Origin of the sequence: Blattabacterium sp. (Cryptocercus punctulatus) str. Cpu, from assembly GCF_000236405.1 — a bacterium.
GTDB classification, from domain to species: Bacteria; Bacteroidota; Bacteroidia; order Flavobacteriales; family Blattabacteriaceae; genus Blattabacterium; species Blattabacterium punctulatus.
Map to the genome: position 1 here is coordinate 139,109 of NC_016621.1, position 22,298 is coordinate 161,406.

19 protein-coding genes and 3 tRNA genes are annotated in these 22,298 nt (G+C 24.7%); 15 read left to right on the plus strand and 7 right to left on the minus strand.

Annotated features, from left to right (window positions below; all coding sequences use genetic code 11):
• Positions 1–37: 37 nt before the first annotated feature.
• Positions 38–2,128 carry an ATP-dependent DNA helicase RecG gene (gene recG, locus BLBCPU_RS00655; RefSeq protein WP_014246083.1) on the minus strand — a complete coding sequence of 697 codons (2,091 nt, stop codon included), beginning with the start codon at positions 2,126–2,128 and terminating at the stop codon, positions 38–40.
• A 92-nt stretch (positions 2,129–2,220) separates the two neighbouring features.
• Between recG and BLBCPU_RS00660 the strand changes: the two genes are divergently transcribed.
• The 5 genes from BLBCPU_RS00660 (at position 2,221) to BLBCPU_RS00680 (ending at position 4,860) form a co-directional block, all read left to right on the plus strand.
• Positions 2,221–2,295, plus strand: a tRNA-Val gene (locus BLBCPU_RS00660).
• A gap of 47 nt (positions 2,296–2,342) precedes the next feature.
• A complete protein-coding gene (rpsU, locus tag BLBCPU_RS00665) occupies positions 2,343–2,540 on the plus strand; it encodes a 30S ribosomal protein S21 (RefSeq protein WP_014246084.1) in 198 nt (65 codons plus the stop codon).
• A 4-nt stretch (positions 2,541–2,544) separates the two neighbouring features.
• Positions 2,545–3,318, plus strand: coding sequence for a shikimate dehydrogenase (locus BLBCPU_RS00670; protein WP_014246085.1), 774 nt, complete (start codon positions 2,545–2,547; stop codon positions 3,316–3,318).
• Positions 3,319–3,345: 27 nt separating this feature from the next.
• Positions 3,346–4,374 (plus strand): bifunctional diaminohydroxyphosphoribosylaminopyrimidine deaminase/5-amino-6-(5-phosphoribosylamino)uracil reductase RibD, encoded by a 1,029-nt coding sequence (ribD, locus tag BLBCPU_RS00675; RefSeq protein WP_014246086.1) that lies wholly within the window; start codon positions 3,346–3,348, stop codon positions 4,372–4,374.
• A 156-nt stretch (positions 4,375–4,530) separates the two neighbouring features.
• Positions 4,531–4,860, plus strand: a complete 330-nt coding sequence (locus BLBCPU_RS00680; RefSeq protein ID WP_014246087.1) for a 4Fe-4S dicluster domain-containing protein — start codon at positions 4,531–4,533, stop codon at positions 4,858–4,860.
• Positions 4,861–5,277: 417 nt separating this feature from the next.
• On the opposite strand, the gene lpdA is transcribed toward BLBCPU_RS00680, so the two are convergent.
• From lpdA to rny, 3 genes are all read right to left on the minus strand, one after another.
• Entirely contained in the window at positions 5,278–6,699 is a 1,422-nt protein-coding gene (gene lpdA / locus BLBCPU_RS00685) for a dihydrolipoyl dehydrogenase (protein WP_014246088.1), read from the minus strand.
• Positions 6,700–6,762: 63 nt separating this feature from the next.
• Entirely contained in the window at positions 6,763–7,734 is a 972-nt protein-coding gene (locus BLBCPU_RS00690) for a deoxyhypusine synthase family protein (protein ID WP_014246089.1), read from the minus strand.
• 18 nt (positions 7,735–7,752) lie between these two features.
• Complete coding sequence (gene rny / locus BLBCPU_RS00695; protein ID WP_014246090.1) at positions 7,753–9,324, minus strand: ribonuclease Y; 1,572 nt, start codon at positions 9,322–9,324, stop codon at positions 7,753–7,755.
• 256 nt (positions 9,325–9,580) lie between these two features.
• Here rny and BLBCPU_RS00700 point away from each other — a divergent pair, with 256 nt between their 5' ends.
• The 9 genes from BLBCPU_RS00700 to rplS all read left to right on the plus strand — a co-directional run bounded on the left by BLBCPU_RS00700 (position 9,581) and on the right by rplS (position 19,983).
• Positions 9,581–10,765, plus strand: a complete 1,185-nt coding sequence (locus BLBCPU_RS00700) for a cysteine desulfurase family protein (protein ID WP_014246091.1) — start codon at positions 9,581–9,583, stop codon at positions 10,763–10,765.
• A gap of 49 nt (positions 10,766–10,814) precedes the next feature.
• Complete coding sequence (locus BLBCPU_RS00705) at positions 10,815–11,459, plus strand: succinate dehydrogenase cytochrome b subunit (protein ID WP_014246092.1); 645 nt, start codon at positions 10,815–10,817, stop codon at positions 11,457–11,459.
• Between the two features lie 9 nt (positions 11,460–11,468).
• Entirely contained in the window at positions 11,469–13,505 is a 2,037-nt protein-coding gene (locus BLBCPU_RS00710) for a fumarate reductase/succinate dehydrogenase flavoprotein subunit (protein WP_014246093.1), read from the plus strand.
• 6 nt (positions 13,506–13,511) lie between these two features.
• Positions 13,512–14,267 (plus strand): succinate dehydrogenase/fumarate reductase iron-sulfur subunit, encoded by a 756-nt coding sequence (locus BLBCPU_RS00715; RefSeq protein ID WP_014246094.1) that lies wholly within the window; start codon positions 13,512–13,514, stop codon positions 14,265–14,267.
• A 12-nt stretch (positions 14,268–14,279) separates the two neighbouring features.
• Complete coding sequence (locus BLBCPU_RS00720) at positions 14,280–15,236, plus strand: acetyl-CoA carboxylase carboxyltransferase subunit alpha (protein ID WP_014246095.1); 957 nt, start codon at positions 14,280–14,282, stop codon at positions 15,234–15,236.
• Positions 15,237–15,316: 80 nt separating this feature from the next.
• Positions 15,317–16,870, plus strand: a complete 1,554-nt coding sequence (gene dnaB / locus BLBCPU_RS00725; protein WP_014246096.1) for a replicative DNA helicase — start codon at positions 15,317–15,319, stop codon at positions 16,868–16,870.
• 60 nt (positions 16,871–16,930) lie between these two features.
• Positions 16,931–18,196 (plus strand): ABC transporter permease, encoded by a 1,266-nt coding sequence (locus tag BLBCPU_RS00730; protein ID WP_014246097.1) that lies wholly within the window; start codon positions 16,931–16,933, stop codon positions 18,194–18,196.
• Positions 18,197–18,234: 38 nt separating this feature from the next.
• Entirely contained in the window at positions 18,235–19,632 is a 1,398-nt protein-coding gene (glmM, locus tag BLBCPU_RS00735) for a phosphoglucosamine mutase (protein ID WP_014246098.1), read from the plus strand.
• A 12-nt stretch (positions 19,633–19,644) separates the two neighbouring features.
• Positions 19,645–19,983: a 50S ribosomal protein L19 gene (gene rplS, locus BLBCPU_RS00740; protein WP_014246099.1), complete on the plus strand. Its 339-nt coding sequence runs from the start codon at positions 19,645–19,647 to the stop codon at positions 19,981–19,983.
• A gap of 91 nt (positions 19,984–20,074) precedes the next feature.
• Here the strand turns inward: rplS and BLBCPU_RS00745 are convergent, their stop codons facing one another.
• On the minus strand, positions 20,075–20,353 hold the full coding sequence (locus BLBCPU_RS00745) for a hypothetical protein (protein WP_041178604.1): 279 nt from the start codon (positions 20,351–20,353) through the stop codon (positions 20,075–20,077).
• 226 nt (positions 20,354–20,579) lie between these two features.
• On the opposite strand from BLBCPU_RS00745, the gene guaB reads away from it, so the two are divergent.
• The gene (gene guaB, locus BLBCPU_RS02970; RefSeq protein WP_014246102.1) at positions 20,580–22,073 is read left to right on the plus strand and encodes an IMP dehydrogenase; all 1,494 of its coding nucleotides are present in this window, start codon (positions 20,580–20,582) and stop codon (positions 22,071–22,073) included.
• Here guaB and BLBCPU_RS00760 read toward each other — a convergent pair.
• Together BLBCPU_RS00760 and BLBCPU_RS00765 are read right to left on the minus strand one after the other, a co-directional pair.
• Positions 22,055–22,139: transfer RNA gene (locus BLBCPU_RS00760), tRNA-Leu, on the minus strand. The genes guaB and BLBCPU_RS00760 overlap by 19 nt on opposite strands.
• A gap of 10 nt (positions 22,140–22,149) precedes the next feature.
• Positions 22,150–22,222 (minus strand) — tRNA-Gly (locus tag BLBCPU_RS00765).
• Between the last annotated feature and the right edge of the window lie 76 nt (positions 22,223–22,298).

The window sequence follows — 22,298 nt, forward strand, 5'->3', positions numbered from 1 at the left end:
TCATATTTTTTTTTAGATTTTTTTTAAATCAACTAATTTATTTTTTCCATAAATATTTATTATAGTATTTATAAACTCTATGAGTTAAAAAAAAATTGGGTTTTTTGTGAAAAAAATTTTGAGCAATTGGAATAACTTCTTTCATTAATTTATAATCTTGGATAAGATTTGCAATGCGTAAACAACTTTTCCCACTTTGTTTTGTACCTATTATTAAATCTCCACTTCCTCTTAATTTAAGATCTTTTTTAGATATTTCTAATCCATCATTAGTCTGGCACATTACTTTTATTCTAAAGTGACTTTCAATGCTAATTTTTTCATTTGTCATAAGAAAACAATAACTTTGATATGGTCCTCTACCCACTCTCCCTCTTAATTGATGTAATTGAGATAATCCAAAATAATCTGCATTTTCTATTAAAATAACTGAAGCATTAGGTACATCTACTCCTACTTCTATAACAGTAGTGGATACCAGTATTTTATTTTTTCCACTTAAAAATTGATCCATTTGAATATTCTTTTCTTGATAGTTCATTCTACCATGAAGAATTCCTATTTTATTTTCTAAATTTTGGAATTCTTTTTTTAATATTTTATAGCCACTTATCAAATTTTGATATTCATTTTTTTTAGATTTTTCTATAGTAGGATATATGATGTATATTTGTCTTCCTTTTAAAATCTGATTTTTTATAATTTCAAATACTTTAGGTTTATTTTTATTCCAAAAATGAATAGTTTTTATTGGTTTTCTATCTAAAGGTAATTCTTTAATAATGGAAATATTTAAATCCTGATAAAGGGTCATTGATAACGTTCTAGGAATTGGAGTAGCAGTCATAATCAAAATATGAGGTGGTATTTTATTTTTTTCTAAAATTTTAGCTCTTTGTTCTACACCAAAACGTTGTTGTTCATCAATTATTGCTAATCCAAGATTTTTAAAATGAACGGATTTCTGAATTAAGGCATGGGTACCTATAAGAATAGATATTTTTCCTGTAAGAAGATCACTATATATAAATTTTCGTTTTTTAATAGATACTGAACTTGTTAATAAAGCTGTTCTAATTCCAATTAAAGAAACCATTTTATCAATAGAAAAATAATGCTGTATAGCTAAAACTTCAGTAGGGACCATTAAACAAGATTGATATCCATTATCCAATGCAATTAGCATAGATAATACAGCAATGATAGTTTTTCCACATCCTACATCTCCTTGTAATAATCGATTCATTTGAATGGATTTTTTTAAGTCATTTCGGATTTCCCTAAAAACTTTTTTTTGATCTTCTGTTAAAGAAAATGGTAAAAAATGTTTGTAAAATTTATAAAAGTTTTTTCCTAATTTTAAAAAAGGATAACTATATAAAAGTTTTATATTTCTATTTTTTTTAGATAGTAGAGATAGTTTTAAAAAAAATAATTCTTCAAATTTTAAACGATATTGTGCTTGGAATAGTTTTTCTAAAGATTTTGGAAAATGGATTTGAATCAATGCTTCTCTTCTATGCATTAATTTTTTTTTTATAAGATCTTGAAAAAAAACTTCTTCTATATTATTTTTTGATTCTTCTATTAGATTTTTCAATAAATTCATTATAAAAAAATTATTGATTCCATTTTTTTTTAGTTTTTTAGATATCGAGTATACAGGTAATATGGAAATTTTTTTTTGAAAAAATTGAAATTTTTGAATATTTGGATGAATAATTTGAATTTTTTTTTGAAAAAATTGAATATTTCCATAAACTATTATAGGAATTATTTTTTTTAAATTTTTTTTAAAAAAATTTATTTTATGATACCATACTAATTCAATAAATCCCGTTTTATTTTCTAAACGTGCTATTAATATTTTTCCTTTTTTATTTTTATAGTTAATTTCTTCAATTTTTGTAATTGTACCCATTATTTGTATGATACTTTTGGAAGTTTTTTCTTTAAATTTTAATTTAGATATATCCTCTAATATAGGACAATTGACATATTTTTTTGGATAAAAAAAAAGAAAATCTTCATATGTATGAATATTTAATTCTACATTTAATAAATGGGCTTTTTTTAAGCTTAATCCTTTTAAATTATCTATAGATTTTTCTAATATATTATGTAACATTTTTTTTAAATTTATATAGTCCATTTTTAATTAAGTAAAATAATCTATTCTCTTTTTATTACATAAATAAAAAATACTTAATTTTGTAAAAAGGACATTTAGCTCAGTTGGTTTAGAGCACTACTTTGACAGAGTAGAGGTCGTCGGTTCAAATCCGATAGTGTCCACTAGGATTTTTTTTATTTCAATTATTTTATTTTATGATTTTTTTTATATGGTATTAATTACGACAGTTAGAGAAGGTGAATCTATTGATAAAGCCCTAAAAAAATGTAAAAAAAAATTTGATAAAACTCGTATTTTAAAGGAATTTAGAGAAAAACAACAATATATAAAACCTTCTGAAGGTAGAAGAAATGAAATATTACGAGCTATATATAGAGAGCGAATGAGATTAAAAGGAGAAGAATAAAAATATGATAAAATATAGTTATTCTAAAAAAAACCATAAATATATTTTTGGATTGATTGGAAAAGAAATTAGTTATTCTTTTTCAAAAAAATTTTTTTTAAAAAAATTTCAAAAAGAATCTATTATTCAGACAACTTATGAAATATTCGATATTCCAAAAATAGAGGAAGTTTTATCTATTTTTAATATTCCTTATTTAAAAGGATGCAATATTACTATTCCATATAAACAAAGCATCATTTCTTTTATTACTGAATTAATGCCAGAAGCAAAAATTATTGGATCTGTAAATGTTATAAAAATTGATGAAAAAAAAAATCGTATTGGATATAATACAGATATTTTAGGTTTTGAATTATCCTTTAAAAAAGATATGAATAAATTTTCATATAAAAATCCCAAGGCATTAATTTTGGGTACTGGTGGAGTTTCTAGTTCCATTTCATTTATTTTAAATAAATTAGGAATTGATCATAAATATGTCTCTAGGAAAAAAAATAAAAATTTTTTGATTTATGAAGAAATTAATAAAGATCTATTAGAAAATTATCAAATTATTATTAATTGTACTCCTTTAGGAACCTATCCAAAAATAAATTTATGTCCTTCTTTACCCTATAAATGGATATCTTCTCATCATTATCTATACGATTTAGTTTATAATCCCCCTAAAACTTTATTTCTAAAAAAAGGAGAAGAAAAAGGAGCAATGATTCGAAATGGATTAGAAATGTTTCGTATTCAAGCTGAAGAATCTTGGAAAATATGGAATTCTTGACACTACCCACATATTAAACTTTGATGAATGGAATATAAAAAAAAATTTATGTATAGAGCTATTCAACTAGCTAAAAATGGATTAGGAACAACATCTCCTAATCCTATGGTAGGATGTGTTATAGAAAAAAATGGATTGATCCTTTCAGAAGGATGGCATTATAAAATTGGCATGTATCATGCAGAAATAAATGCTATTAATTTTGTTAAAGATTTATCCTTATTGGTAGATTCTACACTTTATGTAACATTAGAACCATGTGTTCATTTTGGGAAAACACCACCTTGTGTTGATTTAATTATTAAGAATAGAATTCCTAGAGTTGTAATAGGTACACAAGATCCTTGTGATAAGGTAAATGGATTAGGAATAAAAAAATTAAGGGAATATGGAATAGAGGTAATAGAAAATGTATTAAAAAATGAATGTCGTTATTTAAATAAACGATTTTTTACTTTTTATGAAAAAAATAGACCTTATGTTATATTGAAATGGGCACAAAGTTATGACGGATTTATGGATAATTCAATAAAAAAAAATTCATGGATTAGTGGAATTTATTCTCGACAATTGAGTCATAAATGGAGATCTGAAGAGGATAGTATTTTAGTTGGAAGAAAAACAGTAATCAATGATAACCCAAAATTAAATGTTAGAAAATGGTTTGGAAATAATCCTATTAGAATTGTATTGGATCGAAATTTAAGTATATCCGATACTTATTTTGTTTTAGATAAAACAAAATACACAATTATTTTTACAGAAAAAAAAAAAGAAAACCGTAAAAATACGGAATTTGTTCAGATTTCTTTTGATAAAAAAATAATCAAAAATATTTTGAATTATTTATACAAAAAAAAGATTATTTCTTTAATTGTAGAGGGGGGTAAAATGACTTTAGAAAGTTTTATAAAAGAAAAAATTTGGGATGAATCTAGAATTTTTATCTGTAATATTTTTTTAAAAAATGGATTAAAATCACCTATAATAAGTGGAAAAATTTTTCAAAAAAAATATATAGAAAAAGATAAATTAGTTATTAAAATTCCATTTTAATTATATTCTATAAAATAAATTATGATTGATATTATATTTTTTTTTTAGAATATAATCATTATAAAAAATTTTTATTTTGTATGAAAAAAAATTTAAAAAAAATAGAATAATATTTTATGATTCTATTAATTTTATTAATAAAATTATTTAATTTAAATGTCTATAAAAATAACAGATGAATGTATAAATTGTGGAGCTTGCGAATTGGAATGCCCAAATCATGCAATATATGAAGGAGGAAAAAAGTGGAGAATATCAGATGGAACATCTAAAAAAATAACAAAATATAAAAATCCTATAAAAAAAGATATTTATTTTATTGTATCAGAAAAATGTACAGAATGTATTGGTTTTTATGAAGAACCTCAATGTGTAATTATTTGTCCAGTGAATTGTTGTATAGTAGATGAAAATAATTTAGAATCTAAGGATAGTCTTCTTAAAAAGAAAAAATTTTTACATGATGGAATCCCAATAAAATTTTAATGTATAATTTATTGATCATTTTTGATTCTATTTACTTTATAATTCACATAGGAATAGAAAATAATTGGAAAAATTATGAATCGATATATTATTAAGATCAATAATTCATTTATTTACAGAAATAAATAAAATAATATAAATATTATATTTTATAAAAATATGTAAATAAATAATAAAGTTAATTTTTTAGGAATTTTGAAATATTTTAAATATTATAAATTTTAGGATAAAAATAATAAATAAATGATAAGTTTTAGATTTTATAAAAAAAAAGAAATGGAATAAATATTATTTTCAATAATTATGAAATTTCATTTTAAAGTAGAATAAAGTTAAAGTAGTTATCTTAGGCCAAGATTTAGATTATAAAAAAAATTTATCTTGAGTAATAAAGGAAAAAAAATTATAATATGGTAATTACATATGTATTGAATTATTTTCAAAACTCAATAATGCTGCTTCTTTTATAGATTCACTAAAAGTTGGATGAGGATGACATATTCTATAAATATCCTCTGAAGAAGCATGGAATTCCATTGCAACAGTAGCTTCCATAATCATATCTGTAACATGTTCACCTATCATATGAACTCCTAGTATTTCATCCGTTTTTTTATGGGATAAAATTTTTATAAATCCTGATGTACACCCACTTGCTTGTGAAATTCCTAATGATTTCATTGGAAAAATTCCTATATTATATTCTATTCCTTCTTCTTTTATTTTTTTTTCTGTTTTTCCAACACTGGAAATTTCAGGATAAGTATAAATGACGGAAGGGACCAAATTATAGTTTATTTTATTTGGTTTTTGTCCAGATAGGTATTCTGAAACATATAATCCTTCTTCCTCTGCTTTATGTGCTAACATTTTTCCTCCTATTACATCTCCTATAGCATAAATATTATTTATAGAACTTTGTAAAAAATCATTAACAAGGATAAATCCATTTTTATCTTTTTTTATACCTATATTATCTAATCCAAGATATTTAGTATTTGGATATCTTCCGATTGATAGGAGACAATAATCCCCTATATATTTCATTTCTTTTCCATTATTTTTTTTAACATGAACCGAAATTTCTTTAGTATTTTCTAATATTTTTATATTATTTATTAATAAGGAATTTTCTATTTGAATAGAAGATTTTTCCAATATTTTTTGAATTTCTTTACTTAAAGAATGATCCATATTTGATATAATTTTATCCATAGTTTCAATAATAGTAACTCGACTTCCTAATCTATGATAAATAGAACCTAATTCTAATCCAATAATACCTCCTCCTATTATTATTAATCTTTTTGGTATTTCCTTTAGAGAAAGAGCTTCTGTAGAGGAAATAATTCTTTTTTGTATATCAAAATTTAATGAAGGGAGACAGGTTGGTTTTGATCCTGTTGCTATAATACAATATTGAAATTTTATTTTTGTTATTTCTTTTAAATATTTTTTATCTATGATAGATAAACTATGATTTGTTTTAAAAGATGCTATTCCTTGATATAAATCAATTTTATTTTTTTTTATTAAATATTTAACTCCTTCATTTGTTTTTTTTATTATATTGTTTTTTCTTTTCATCATTTTTTCGAAATCTAAGGATAATTTTTCGTAAAAAATTCCATGTAGATAATGTTCTTTTTTTGCAAAAAGAAAATATTTAGAAGAATATAAAAGAGATTTAGAAGGAATACAACCGACATTTAAACATGTTCCACCTAATTCTTGATGTTTTTCTATAATAGCCGTACGAAGACCAAGTTGACTTGAACGAATAGCAGATACATAACCTCCGGGACCAGATCCTATAACAACAACATCGTAATTATTCATTATTAACTTTTTTATTTATGTAACTAAGTTACATAAATAAAAAAGTTAACATGTTAAGATAAATTACATATTTAATATATATGCAAAAATTAATGGAGCAACAATAGTTGCATCGGATTCAATAATAAATTGAGGAGTATCTTTATCTAATTTACCCCAAGTAATTTTTTCGTTAGGAATGGCTCCTGAATAGGATCCATAACTAGTTGTAGAATCAGAAATTTGACAAAAATAAGACCAAAAAGGTATATGTTGTAATCCTATATCTTGTGATAGCATAGGAACAACACAAATAGGAAAATCACCAGAAATTCCTCCTCCTATTTGAAAAAATCCTATTTTATTTTTTATAGATTCTTTTTGATACCATTTTGCTAAATAAATCATGTATTCGATTCCATTCTTTACGATATATGGAGAAAATAATTTTTTAATACAATATGAAGAGAAAAGGTTCCCAATTGTACTATCTTCCCATCCTGGAACTACTATAGGTAAGTTTTTTTTAGCTGCAGCTAAGACCCAACTATCTTGGGAATTAATATTGTAATAGGGTTCTAAAATATTTTCTAGTAATAATTGATAAATATATTCATGGGGGAAATAGCGTTCGGACTTTTCTTGAGCTCTTTTCCAAATACTGAAAATAGGTTGTTGTAATTTTTTAAAAGCTTGTTCTTCTGGAATACAAGTATCCGTAATACGGTTTAATCCTTTTTTTAAAAAAGATTTTTCTTCATCAGGAGTTAAATCCCTATAATTAAAAATTTTTTTATAATGTGTATGAGCTATTAAATTCATTATATCTTCCTCTAAATTAGCACCAGTACAAGAAATAATATGAACTTTATCTTTTCGTATCATTTCAGATAGAATTTTCCCTAATTCTGCAGTACTCATAGCTCCCGCTAATGTAATCATCATTTTACCATTATTTTTAATATGATATTTGTAGGCTTTTGCTGCTTCTGATAAAGATAGTGCATTAAAATGAAGAAAATATTTTTCAATAAATGAAGTAATAGTCTCTTTCATGATTTTTATTATATTTTATTATCTAGCTATTTGTACTGCCCTAGTTTCTCTGATTACTGTTACTTTTATTTGACCAGGATAAGTCATTTCTTTTTTTATTTTTTCTGTTATATCATAAGATAATTGAAAAGCTTTTTTATCATCTATTTTTTTGCTTTCTACTAAAACACGTAGTTCTCTACCTGCTTGTACAGCGAAAGCTTTATTAACTCCATCAAAACTGAAAGCAATATTTTCCAAATTTTTTAATCTTTTTGAATAAGATTCAAAAGAATTTTTCCTTACTCCAGGACGTGCTCCACTAATAGAATCGGATACTTGTACAATGGTAGAAATGAGGGTTTTCATTTCTATTTCATCATGATGAGATCCTATAGCGTTACAAATTTCTACATTTTCTCCATACTTTTCAGCCCATTGCATTCCTAAAATAGCATGAGAAAGTTCAGATTCAGTTTCAGGAATTTTTCCAATATCGTGTAATAATCCTGCACGTTTTGCTAATTTTGCATTTAATCCTAATTCAGAAGCTAATATTCCTGATAAATGAGAAACTTCTCGAGAATGTTGTAAAAGATTTTGTCCATAAGAAGACCGGTATTTCATTCTTCCTATCATTCTAATTAATTCTGGATGTATAGAATGAATTCCTAAATCAATTATATTTTTTTTTCCTATTTCTATGATTTCTTCTTCAATTTGTTTTTCTGTTTTTGATACAATTTCTTCAATTTTTGCAGGATGAATTCGTCCATCTATTACCAATTTATGAAGAGATAATCTAGCTATTTCTCTTCGTATAGGATTAAAACAAGATAAAAGTATAGCTTCTGGAGTATCATCTACAATAATTTCTACACCTGTTGCTTTTTCTAAAGATCTTATATTTCTTCCTTCTCGTCCAATAATACGTCCTTTTACATCATCTGATTCTATATTGAAAATAGATACAGAATTTTCAACTGCTTGTTCTGTTCCAATTCTTTGGATAGCTTGAATTATAATTTTCCTTGCTTTCATTTTAGCAGTTAGTTGTGATTCTTCTATAATGTTTTGTATGTATGATTGTGCTTTTACTTTTGCATCTTCTTTAAAGATATCAATTAATTCATTTTTAGCTTCTTCAGAAGAATATTTGGATATTTTTTCAAGTAATTCTACTTTTTTTATATGAATATTGTCAAATTCTTCCTTTTTTTTTTGAATAATTTTAATTTTTTTTTCATAATCAAAAATTTTGGATTCTAGGCGATTATTTCTTTTAAAATAAATTTCAATTTCTTTTGAAAGTCTATTTTCTTTTTCTTTTGTTTGATTTTCTATATCAATTATTTTTTTTTCTCTAAAATGAATATTTTTTTCATATTTAGATTGAAGTTCTATAAATTTTTCTCTTGCTTGAATAATTTTATTTTTTTTTATAGAATTTCCTTCCTTTTCTGCATTTTTTATAATTTTTTTTGCTTTAATATTAGCTTTTTCTAATAATTGAATATATTTTTTTAATATTATTTTTTTTCCAAAAAAAAAACATGTAATAATTCCAATCATGAACCCCATTAAAACCGAAAACCCAACATTTATTTTCATATTTACTTAATTTAAATAAAAATAAAATAGATATTTTAATAACATTTTTTAAAAAAAAAGGAATAAATAAAATAAGTATAATCTATAAAATTTTATATTAAATACTTTAATTAATTTGAATGAATCATAAATATACAAATGAAGTATTTTTTTTTAAATATTTTTATGTAGTTATTCTCATAGAATCAACTAAATAAATTATATAGTTTGATAATCTTATATTTGTAACTAACTATCTATAAAAGGAAAAGAATTAATGCAACGAGCATATTTGGATAATGCAGCTACAACACCTGTAAGAAACGAAGTTATAAAAGTAATGGTAAATGCTTTAAAATATTCATTTGGTAATCCCTCTTCTACACAACATAGTTATGGAAGAGCGGCTCGTTCTATAATAGAAGAATCGAGAATTCGTATAGCAAAAAATATAAAATCTTCTCCATATGAAATCATTTTTACTTCTGGTGGAACGGAGGCTAATAACATAATTTTGCGATCTTCTGTCATAGATTTAAAAGTTCAATATATATTGACTTCACCATTGGAACATCATTCCGTATTGCAAACTGTTTCAGATCTCTGTTATAAATATAAAGTTTTTGTAGAATTTATTAAAATTAAAGATAGAGGAGTTATAGATTTAAATCATTTGGAAATGTTATTAAAAAAAAATCATTCTAAAAAAATTCTTGTTAGTTTAATGTATGCTAATAACGAAATAGGAAATTTATTAGAAATAGATAAAGTTGGTACTCTTTGTAAAGAAAATAATGCTTATTTTCATTCCGATACAATTCAAATTATTGGTAATTTTCCAATTAATATGAATCAATTACCTTTGGATTTTGCCACTGCTAGTGCACATAAATTTTATGGACCAAAAGGAATAGGTTTTATTTTTATTAGGGAAAAATTAATAAAAAAAATCAAATCATTAATTACAGGGGGGAATCAAGAATATGGAATTCGTTCAGGCACAGAAAATGTTTATGGAATTATTGGATTATCGGAAGCTTTACATTTATCTTATTGTAATTTTATAAATCATATAGAAAAAATTAAAAATTTAAAATCTTATTGTATTTCAGAATTGAAAAAAATAATTCCTAATATTATTTTTAATGGTTTATCAGATTCTTTTGATAAAAGTATTCCTACTATATTAAATTTTTTTTATCCAAAAAAAGATCATTTATTATATTTTCATTTAGATTTAATGGGAGTTGCTATTTCTAAAGGTAGTTCTTGTAGTTCTAAAACCTTAAAAAAGGTATCTCATGTTATTCAATCTATTTCAAATAAATATTTATTAAAAAATATGACTCCTATAAGGATTTCTTTTGGAATTTTTAATGAAAAGAAAGATATTGATTTATTAATTGAAGCTTTCAATAAAATAAAAAATATAGAAAAAAATTTTTTAATTAAAAAAAGGTAAAAAAAAATATCTTTGTTTTAATATTCATATATATATTTTCCCTATTTCAGTGAATCAGTATAATTTTATTCAATCTTCTATTGGTCAAAAAGTAGTGATGGCAACTACTGGAATCTTTCTTATGTCTTTTCTTTTGATTCATTTAAGTGTAAACCTTTTTCTTTTTTATGGAGAAGAGGCATTTAATAATGCAGTTTTTTTTATGAGAAAAAATATTTTTATCCGAATATTAGAATATGTTCTTGCATTGGGTTTTATAGTCCATATTTTATTTGGAATAAAATTACATTTGAAAAATGAAAAATCAAAAGGTAAAGTAGATTATTCCTTAAAAAAATCTTTGATTACATTTAGTAGTAGAACAATGATTTATACTGGATTTATCATATTATGTTTTTTAATTTTGCATTTAATGAATTTTACAATTCCCATGAAATATAATAGTAGTGCTAATTCAGATTATATTATAGTAATTACTTTATTTAAAAATCCATTATATACATTAATATATGTTTTTTCATTTTTAATTTTAGGTATTCATTTAAATCATGGATTTCAGTCTTCTTTTCAATCATTGGGTTTTTATAAAAAAAAGAAATTTTTTTGGATAAAAAAATTAGGTTTTTTTTATTTTTTGTTTGTTTGTTCTGGATTTTCTATTATAGCTATTTGGTTTTTTTTCAATAGTAATTAATAATTTTCAATGATCATTAAAAATTATTTTAAATTAGATTCAAAAATTCCGATTGGTCCATTAAATCATAAATGGATTAATCACAAATCTTCTTTAAAATTAGTTTCACCTAGTAATCGATCTAATATAGAGATTATTGTTGTTGGGACAGGACTTTCTGGTGGATCTATATCGGCAACTTTAGCTGAATTAGGATATCAAGTAAAAGTTTTTTGTTATCAAGATTCTCCTAGAAGAGCACACTCTGTTGCCGCTCAAGGTGGTATTAATGCTGCTAAAAATTATAAAGGGGATAATGATTCTGTTTATCAACTTTTTTATGATACTATTAAGGGAGGAGATTATAGATCTCGTGAAGCAAATGTATATCGTTTAGCGGAAATATCTTCTAATATCATTGATCAATGTGTAGCTCAAGGAGTTCCATTTGCTCGAGATTATGCTGGGTATCTTGAAAACAGATCTTTTGGGGGTACAAAAGTTTCTAGAACTTTTTATGCGAAAGGACAAACAGGACAACAACTTTTACTAGCTTGTTATTCATCTATGTCTAGACAAATTGGAAAAGGTAGAATAAAAATGTATAACCGTTATGAAATGTTGGAATTAGTAGTAATTGATGGTATAACTAGAGGTATTATTTCTAGAAATTTGGTATCTGGAGAAATTGAACGTCACGCAGCTCATGCAGTGATAATTGCATCAGGAGGATATGGAAATGTATTTTTTTTATCCACTAATGCAATGGGATCTAATTCCAGTGCAATATGGAAAGTTCATAAAAAAGGTGGATTTTTTGCAAATCCTTGTTTTACTCAAATCCATCCAACTTGTATTCCTGCACATGCAAATTATCAATCTAAATTAACATTAATGTCCGAATCATTGAGAAATGATGGACGTATATGGGTACCTAAAAATATAGAAGATGCTATATCTATACGAAATGGAGAAAAAAATCCTGAAGATATTTTAGAAGAAAAAAGGGATTATTATCTTGAAAGGCGCTATCCATCATTTGGGAATCTTGTTCCAAGAGATGTAGCATCTCGTGCAGCTAAAGAACGTTGTGATAAAGGATTCGGAATAGAAAATAATGAAAATAAAGAAGGTGTTTTTTTGGATTTTTCTTCTTCTATAGAACGATATGGAATAGAAAAAGCAAATGAACTTGGAATAAAAAATCCTAGTTTAATGGAAATTAAAAAATTTGGAGAAGAAATAATAGAATCTAAATATGGAAATTTATTTCATATGTATGAAAAAATAACAGATCAAAATCCTTATAAAAATCCTATGAAAATTTATCCAGCTGTTCATTATACAATGGGGGGGTTATGGGTAGATTATAATTTAATGTCTTCTATACCTGGATGTTATGTTATAGGAGAGGCCAATTTTTCTGATCATGGAGCTAATCGTCTTGGAGCATCTGCTTTAATGCAAGGTTTAGCTGATGGTTATTTTATTTTACCATATACTATAGCTGACTATATATCTATATATATACATAATAAAAAAAAGCTATCTACAAAGCATATAGAATTTAATAAATCAGAAAAAAAGGTAAAACAACGAATTTTACAATTAATTTCTAATAATGGAGATTTATCTGTTGATTATTTTCATAGAAAATTAGGAAATATTATGTGGAAATATGTTGGAATGAGTAGAGATAATAATGGTTTATCTAAAGCTATAAAAAAAATACAAGAACTTCGTAATGAATTTTGGAAAAATATTTTTGTTCCTGGAAATATTGAAGATGGATTTAATTCAGAATTAGAAAAAGCGGGGCGTGTGGCAGATTTTTTAGAATTAGGAGAATTAATAGCAATGGATGCTCTATCTAGAAAAGAGTCTTGTGGTAGTCATTTTCGTATAGAAAATCAAACAAAAGAAGGAGAATCTATTCGTGATGATTTTCATTATAAACATGTTTCTATATGGAAATATCAAGAAAATAAATCAATTTCTGAAGAAATTATGTATAAAGAAAATTTAACTTTTAGTTCTGTGAAATTGCAATCACGCTCTTATAAATAAAAAATTATGAAAAAATTACTAAATTTTATATTAAAAATATGGAGACAAAAAAATAATGAAGAAAAAGGAAAATTTGAAACTTATAGAATTGGTGATATTTCTCCTGATAGTTCCTTTTTAGAGATGTTAGATCTATTAAATAATAAAATTTTATATAGAAGGGTTGGAGAACCTATTTCCTTTGATCATGATTGTCGTGAAGGTATTTGTGGAATGTGCTCATTGTATATAAATGGACGTGCTCATGGTCCAGAAAGTTTGATTACAACTTGTCAACTTCACATGCGTCATTTTCATAATGGCGAAACTATATATATTGAGCCTTGGAGGGCAAAATCATTTCCTATAATTAAGGATCTTGTTGTCGATAGATCTTCTTTTGATAGAATCATTATATCAGGAGGTTATATTTCTGTAAATACATTTGGAAAAACTATAGATGGAAATTTGATTCCTATTCCAAAAGAAGATGCAGATAAAGCTTTTGATGCTGGAACATGTATTGGTTGCGGAGCTTGTGTTGCAGCATGTAAAAATAGATCTGCAATGCTATTTGTTGCAGCAAAAGTTTCTCAATTTTCTTTATTACCTCAAGGAAAAATAGAAAGTAAAAAACGTGTATTAAATATGGTCAAGAAAATGGATGAAGAAGGATTTGGAAATTGTACTAATACTATGGCATGTGAAATTGATTGTCCAAAAGGTATATCTACAGAATATATTTCTTTTATGAATAAGGAATATATTCAATCTTTTATTTGATTTTAATTTTATATGGAATATTTAGATTTTGAAAAACCTATACAAGAAATTAAGGATCAATATATTAATTGTATTCTTATAGAAAAAAAAAGTGGTGTGGATATGAAGGAGGTTTGTAATCAATTACAATATAAATTAGAAAAAACTATAAAAAAATTGTACAGTAAATTAACTCCTTGGCAGAGAGTACAATTATCTAGACATCCGAATAGACCTTATACATTAGATTATATATTATCTATTACAAATAATAAGTCTTTTATTGAATTACATGGAGATCGTAATTTTGGAGATGATAAAGCTATGATAGGTGGATTTGGTAAGATAGAAGATATAACTTTTATGTTTATAGGTACTCAAAAAGGAAAAAACACTAAAGATAGACAATATAGGAGGTTTGGAATGCCTAATCCAGAAGGATATAGAAAAGCTTTACGTCTTATGAAATTAGCAGAAAAATTTCGTAAACCTATTGTTAGTTTTATAGATACTCCAGGAGCTTTTCCTGGAATAGAAGCAGAAAAAAGAGGTCAAGGTGAAGCTATTGGAAGAAACATTTATGAAATGATGTGTATGAAAGTTCCTATAATTATTCTAATTATAGGAGAAGGTGCAAGTGGTGGTGCTTTAGGAATTGGAATAGGTGATAAAGTATCTATGATGGAAAATTCTTGGTATTCCGTAATTTCTCCTGAAAGTTGTTCTACAATACTTTGGGGAGATTGGAAAAAAAAAGAAAAATCAGCAGAGTCATTGAAATTAACGGCAGAGGATATGAAAAAATTAAATTTGATAGATGATGTTATTAAAGAACCTTTAGGAGGTGCTCATTTTAATCCAGAACAGGCCTATAAAATAGTTAAAAAGAAAATAATAAAATATTATAAAGAATTATCTTCTATTGATATAGAAAAACTCATTAATGATAGGAAAAATAAGTATATTGCTATAGGTTGTTTTAATGATTAAAGAATTTTTTATAGTCCATTTTTTTCTTGTATTACTCTTCAAATCATTATATAGAAAATCGTATAACATTTTTTACCATCATGAAAAAAATGAATTCTTTAATCCAAGAAGAAGATAAAAAGTTTCGTCCTGATTTTATTAAAAATGTAAAAATACCTCCTCAAGCTTTGGATTTAGAAGAGGCCATAATAGGTTCTATTATGATCGATAAAAAAGGTTTAGATGAAATTATTGATATCCTATTTCCTGAAATTTTTTATAAAAAAGAACATCAAGAAATATTTCGTTCTATACAAAAGTTATACTATAATTCTAAACCTATAGATATTTATACAGTTTCTAATCAACTTAAAGAAGATAAAAATCTTGAATTCATTGGTAACGAATCTTATCTTATAGAATTAACACAAAAAGTTATTTCTTCTGCACATATAGAATATCATAGTCGGATTGTACAACAAAAATTTATTCTAAGAAGATTAATCCGAATTTCTTCAGATATCATAGAAAATTGTTATGATGATAGTACGGATGTTTTTGAACTTTTGGATAAAGCAGAATCAAAATTATTTGAAATAAATCAAAAATATTTAAGAGAAAAAACATATGAGAATACTCAAATTCTTATAATGAAAGCAATTGACAAGATAAAGAAAGTTGAAAGTAATAAAGAAGGATTAAGTGGAATCTCATCTGGGTTTTATAAAATGGATCAAATTACTTCTGGATGGCAAAATTCAGATTTAATTATAGTTGCTTCTAGACCTGGAATGGGAAAAACTTCTTTTATGTTATCTATGGTTAGAAATATTGTTATACAACAAGGGATTCCAGTTGTTATTTTTTCATTAGAAATGTCTTCTATTCAATTAATTACAAGATTAATTTCATCAGAAACTGGTATTTCTTCAGAAAAACTTAAAAAAGCTCGTCTATCTAATTTAGATTGGAAATCTATTTTACAAAAAACTGACAAATTAAAAAAATCTCCTATTTTTATAGATGATACTCCTTCTTTATCTATATTCAGTTTTCGAGCTAAATGTCGTCGTTTAATATCACAGCATGGAATAAAATTAGTAATGATAGATTATATGCAATTGATGGGAATTAGTGATTCCGGTTCTAAATTAAGAAATAGAGAACAAGAAATATCTATAATTTCTCGTAATTTAAAATCTATAGCTAAGGAATTAGATATTCCTATTATTGCTTTATCACAATTATCTAGAGCCGTAGAAACAAGAGGTGGAAGTAAACGTCCTTTATTATCTGATTTACGTGAATCAGGTGCTATTGAACAAGATGCAGATATTGTTTTATTTATTTATAGACCTGAATATTATGGATTTAATACTTGGGACTCTGATGAAAAGGATTCTTGTATTGGGCAAGCAGAAATAATCATTGCTAAACATAGAAATGGAGGATTGAATAAGTTTCGTTTGAAGTTTATAAATGATCAAGTAAAATTTATAGATTTTGAAGAAAAGGGAATCTCTTCTTCTTTAGTTTGGGAAGAAGATTATAAAAAAATTGATAAAGAAAGTTTTTTTATTGAAACTGTTAATGAAAATAATGATTTTTTTTCAGAAGAATATTCTCAAGATGAGGATGATTTAAATTATCATTAAGAATTATTTAAAATATGAAGATAATTTTTTTTTAAAAAGTATATTATAATTTATTATTAATTGAATTTTGAATGGTTTTTTTACAAAAAACAATTTGGAAAGATTGTTAGAAAAAGTAAAATATTACGTACAATAGTTTTGGTTACACAAAATACAATATTTTTTGGTATAATCGTATCCATTATCACTTTTTCTATAGGATTTGGATTTAAAGAAATTATAAAAAAAAAATTATTAAATATTCAAGGTCAAATTACTATTACGAATTTAAAGATAGATAATTCTATTATTCTAAATAAATCTTTTTTTAAAGATTTATTTTTTTTTAAATTTATTCGTCGTATTAATCATTTTTATGAAAAAGATGTAATTATTTGTGATAATAAATCTCAAAATGTTGAAAAATTTATATTCAAAGGAATATCTAAAGATTATAATCCTATTTTTTTTCAAAATTTTTTGGTTATAGGTTATTTGGAAAAAGTAAAAAAAAAATTATTTTCTGATTATGGAATTCTTCTATCAAAAAAAGTATCTATTTCTTTAGGATTAAATATTGGATCATCTATTATAGTAAACTTTTTTTTTTATAAAAATGGAAATCCTTTTTTTATTTCTAAAAAATTTTATGTTTGCGGTTTATATGATACGAGTATTCCAGAATTTGATGATGTTTATATCATTGGAAATATAAAACATATACAATATTTTCATAAAAATAGTAATGTTAATAATAATCAAAATGAAGATTTTTTAGAAGGAGTTGAAATTTTTTTATCTGATATAAGTTTTGATAAAATAATATCTATTAAAAAAAAAATTGATCAAAAATATTCTGATAATTTTTTAGTAAAAACTATTTATGATCAATCTTATAAAAAAATTATAGAATGGATAAAAATTTTTGATATTAATATTTTTGTTATTAATATTATTGTCATTATAACTGTTTTTTTCAATGTGATTGTATTTTTTTTAATTCTTATTATAGAAAGAATTAAAACTATAGGAATTTTAAAGACTTTAGGAGCTAGAAATAAAGTTATACATAAAATATTTTTATATTATATTATAAAAATTTTAGTTCCTCCATTAATAATTGGGAATAGTATAGGTATTATTTTTTTATTTTTACAAAATAAATTTCGATTTTTATCGTTAAATAAAATACAATATTATGTTGATTTTGTTCCTGTTTATTTGAATATAAATTATATTTTATTTATTAATTTATCCATTTTTTTGATATGTTTTTCTACCGTATTTTTTTCTTCTTGGTTTATTATTAATAAAATACCTCCTATTAATTCTATAGAATTTGAGTAAATATTGTATATTTTTATAATAAAAAATTAAATCAATTTTTGATACTCGTAAAATCTTCATCTGGAATAAGAGGTACATTGGGGGGAAAAGTAGGGAAAGGTTTTTCACCTATAGAAATTATTAAATTTTCTGCAGGATATGTTTCCTGGATGAAAAAAAAATATAAGAATAAAAATAAATATCTAATAGTATTAGGTAGGGATGGACGTACTACTTCTTCTATATTTCAACAATTTTTAGTGATTACTTTTCAAAGTCTTGGGGTGAATGTTATTGATATTGGATTATCTACAACTCCTACTGTTGGTATTGCTATTATAACCGAAAAAGCAGATGGAGGAGTTATGTTAACTGCAAGTCATAATCCAAAAAATTGGAATGGATTAAAAATGTTTAATTCTCAAGGAGAATTTTTATCTGAAAAAGATCTTGAAAAATTATTCTATATAGTAGAAAAAGAATATTTTAGATTTGCATCTTTTGATCAATTAGGGAATTATTTTTATAGAAAAAATTATATCCATAAACATATAGAAATTATTCTTTCTTTACCATTGGTAGATAAAGAGATAATTAAAAAATCTAGATTTAAAATAGTAGTAGATGGAATTAATTCTACAGGAGGAATAGCAGTTCCTATTTTATTAGAAGAATATTTTGGAGCTAAAGTTATTAAAATGCATTGTATTCCTCATGGAGATTTTATTCATAATCCTGAACCTATTGAAAAAAATTTAAAATCAGTTTGTAAAAAAGTTTCAGAAGTAAAAGCAGATTTAGGAATCTCTGTAGATCCAGATGTAGATAGAGTTGTATTTATTTGTGAAAATGGAGATTTTTTTGGAGAGGAATATACTTTAGTATCTATTTCGGATTACATATTAGATAATAAAATCGGATCTGTAGTTTCTACTTTTTCCTCTTCACAAGCATTAAAAGATTTATCTATTAATAAAGGAGTTACTTGTTATGACACTTCTGTTGGAGAAATACATGTTGTTAAAAAAATGAAAGAAGTGAAAGCCGTTATTGGAGGAGAAGGTAATGGAGGGATTATTTATCCAGATTTACGTTATGGAAGAGATGCATTAGTAGGTATTGCTTTATTTTTAACTTATATAGCAAAACTTTCTAAAATACCGTTAACAAAATTAAAAAAAAGGTATTCTAATTATTTTATGTCAAAAAAAAAAATTCGATTATCTCCTAATCAAAAAATTGGAAAAATATTAGAAAATATAAAAAAAATATATCAAGGAGAAAAAATGGATTTAAAAGATGGAATTAAAATTCATTTTCTAAATAAAGAATGGATTCATATAAGGAAATCTAATACTGAAAATATTATTCGAATATACATAGAAAGTCCTTCAAGAAAAAGAATGAATTTTTTAGAAAAAAAAATTCTATATGAAGTACAAAAAAATTATGATTAATTAAAACAATATATGTCAAATAATTTTATAGAAAATATAGAAGATCAATGGATCAAAAAAAATGATTTACCATTATTTAATTCTGGAGATACTATCAGTGTATTTTTTGAAATTAAAGAAGGAGACAAAAAAAGAATTCAATCCTTTAAAGGAGTTGTTATTAAAAAACAAGGAAAAGGATTGACGAAAACCTTTACGGTTCGTAAAATGAGTGGGGAAATAGGAATCGAACGTATATTTATTTTTAATCAACCAAGTATCAAAAAAATAGAAGTTAATAAAAAAGGAAAAGTACGTAGATCCAAAATTTATTATTTTAGATCTCTTAGAGGTAAAAAAGCTAGAGTTTAAGAAATAAAAAAGCGAAAAAAAGAGAATCATAAATTAATTAAAATATAATTTATGATTCTCTTTCGCTTTTTTATCACTATCACTATTTATTTTATTTTTTTTCGTTTTCCTCTGTATTTACCTTATCTTTTTCTTTATTATTGTTGTTATTAGAAGTAGATTCCTCATTTTTGGAGGATTCTTCTTCATTAGGTGGTGTAGAAGGAGGAGTTGTAGTCGTATTTGTTGGATTTTCATTAGTATTAGCTGTTTTTTCTTCTTCTGTTGTTGGAGAAGGATTATCATTCTTAGACTTGTTATTACAACTACATGTAAACAAAAATATAGCTAAAAAAATTGTGGTAATGGTAATTCTTAATTTTTTCATCATAATCAATAGTATTTCAGTTATAACATATTCTGGACAAATTTATATAAAAATTTGGAATGAAAAAATATATCATTATTTGTATTTTTTTTATAAAAATGAATAATTGAATATCAAAATTTATCATATTATTTCTTTTTTTATTTGAATATAAGAATATTAGAAATTATATTATTCCTATAAATAAAGTAAAAATATATATATTTTGAAAAAAAAAGATTAAAAAATTATGTCTTTAAATAAAAAAATTTTAAAGGAAGCATTGACTTTTGATGATGTATTATTAGTTCCATCATATTCTTCAATTCTTCCATCCCAAGTATCTCTTAAGACTACTTTAACCTTGGATATTACACTCAATATTCCTATATTAAGTGCTGCTATGGATACAGTTACAGAATCTGCTTTGGCAATATCAATAGCTAGAGAAGGAGGAATAGGCATTATTCATAAAAATATGAATATAAAAAATCAATCAGAGGAGGTTTATAGAGTAAAAAGAAGTGAAAGTGGAATGATCGATGATCCAATTACTCTTTCTAGGAATTCAACACTTCGGGATGCACAAAATCTCATGAATAAATATCATATTTCTGGATTACCAGTGATTGAAAAAGATTTTACTTTAGTTGGTATTATAACTAGTAGAGATATCAAATATCGTCTAGATTTAGATTCTTTAGTAGAAGATGTAATGACAAAAGAAAATTTAATTACTTCTAAAAAAAATATAAATCTAGAAGCAGCAAAAAATATTCTTTTAAAAGAAAGAATTGAAAAACTTCCTATTATAGATGATTTTAAAAAATTAGTTGGGTTAATTACAATTAGAGATATAGATAATTTAATAGAATATCCAAATGCTTGTAAAGACTCTAAAGGCCGTTTACGTGTAGGGGCTTCTGTTGGAATAGATAACAATACTTTAGAAAGAGTGGAATCCTTAGTAAAGTTTGATGTAGATCTTATATCTATAGATTCTGCTCATGGTCATTCTATTAGTGTATTGAAAACGATAAAATCTATTCGAAATTATTTTCCAAATATTCCATTAATTGCTGGAAATGTGGTAACTATGGAAGCGGCACAAGATTTAATAGATGCTGGATCTACTATTTTAAAAGTAGGTATAGGGTCCGGTTCGATTTGTACTACAAGGGTAGTAGCTGGTGTAGGAATGCCTCAAATTACTGCTATAAATGATGTCTATGAATATGCTAAAACAAGAAATGTAAATGTTATATCTGATGGGGGGATCAGATATTCAGGAGATGTAGTAAAAGCTATTGCAGCTGGTGCAAGTTCGGTGATGATTGGTAGTTTATTTGCAGGTACAGATGAAGCTCCAGGAGAGGAAATTATTTTTCAAGGTCGAAAGTTTAAAACATATGTAGGAATGGGTTCTTTAGTAGCTATGAAAAAAGGAAGTCGAGATCGTTATTTTCAGTTTGAAGAAAAGTATGTTCCAGAAGGAATAGAAGCAAAAGTTCCCTATAAAGGGAAAATTAAAGATGTTATTTTTCAAATATGTGGAGGATTACGTTCTGGAATGGGTTATTGTGGAGTATCGACAATTAAAGAATTAATAAAAATGGGAAAATTTGTAAGAATTACCAATTCTGGATTAAAAGAAAATCATCCACATAGCGTAAGTATAACGAAAGAATCCCCTAATTATTGGAAATATAGTGGAGTTTATAATAATACCCGGGACGGGATTTGAACCCGTACGATCACAATGATCACAGGATTTTAAGTCCTGTGTGTCTACCAATTCCACCACCCAGGTGTAAAAAAAAAGCGAGAAACGGGATTCGAACCCGCGACTCCGACCTTGGCAAGGTCGTACTCTACCAACTGAGCTATTCTCGCGAATTCGAAAATAATGTTAAAATAAAAAAAATGTAACATAATATATGTCTAAATTTTTATTTATCCAATAAATTTT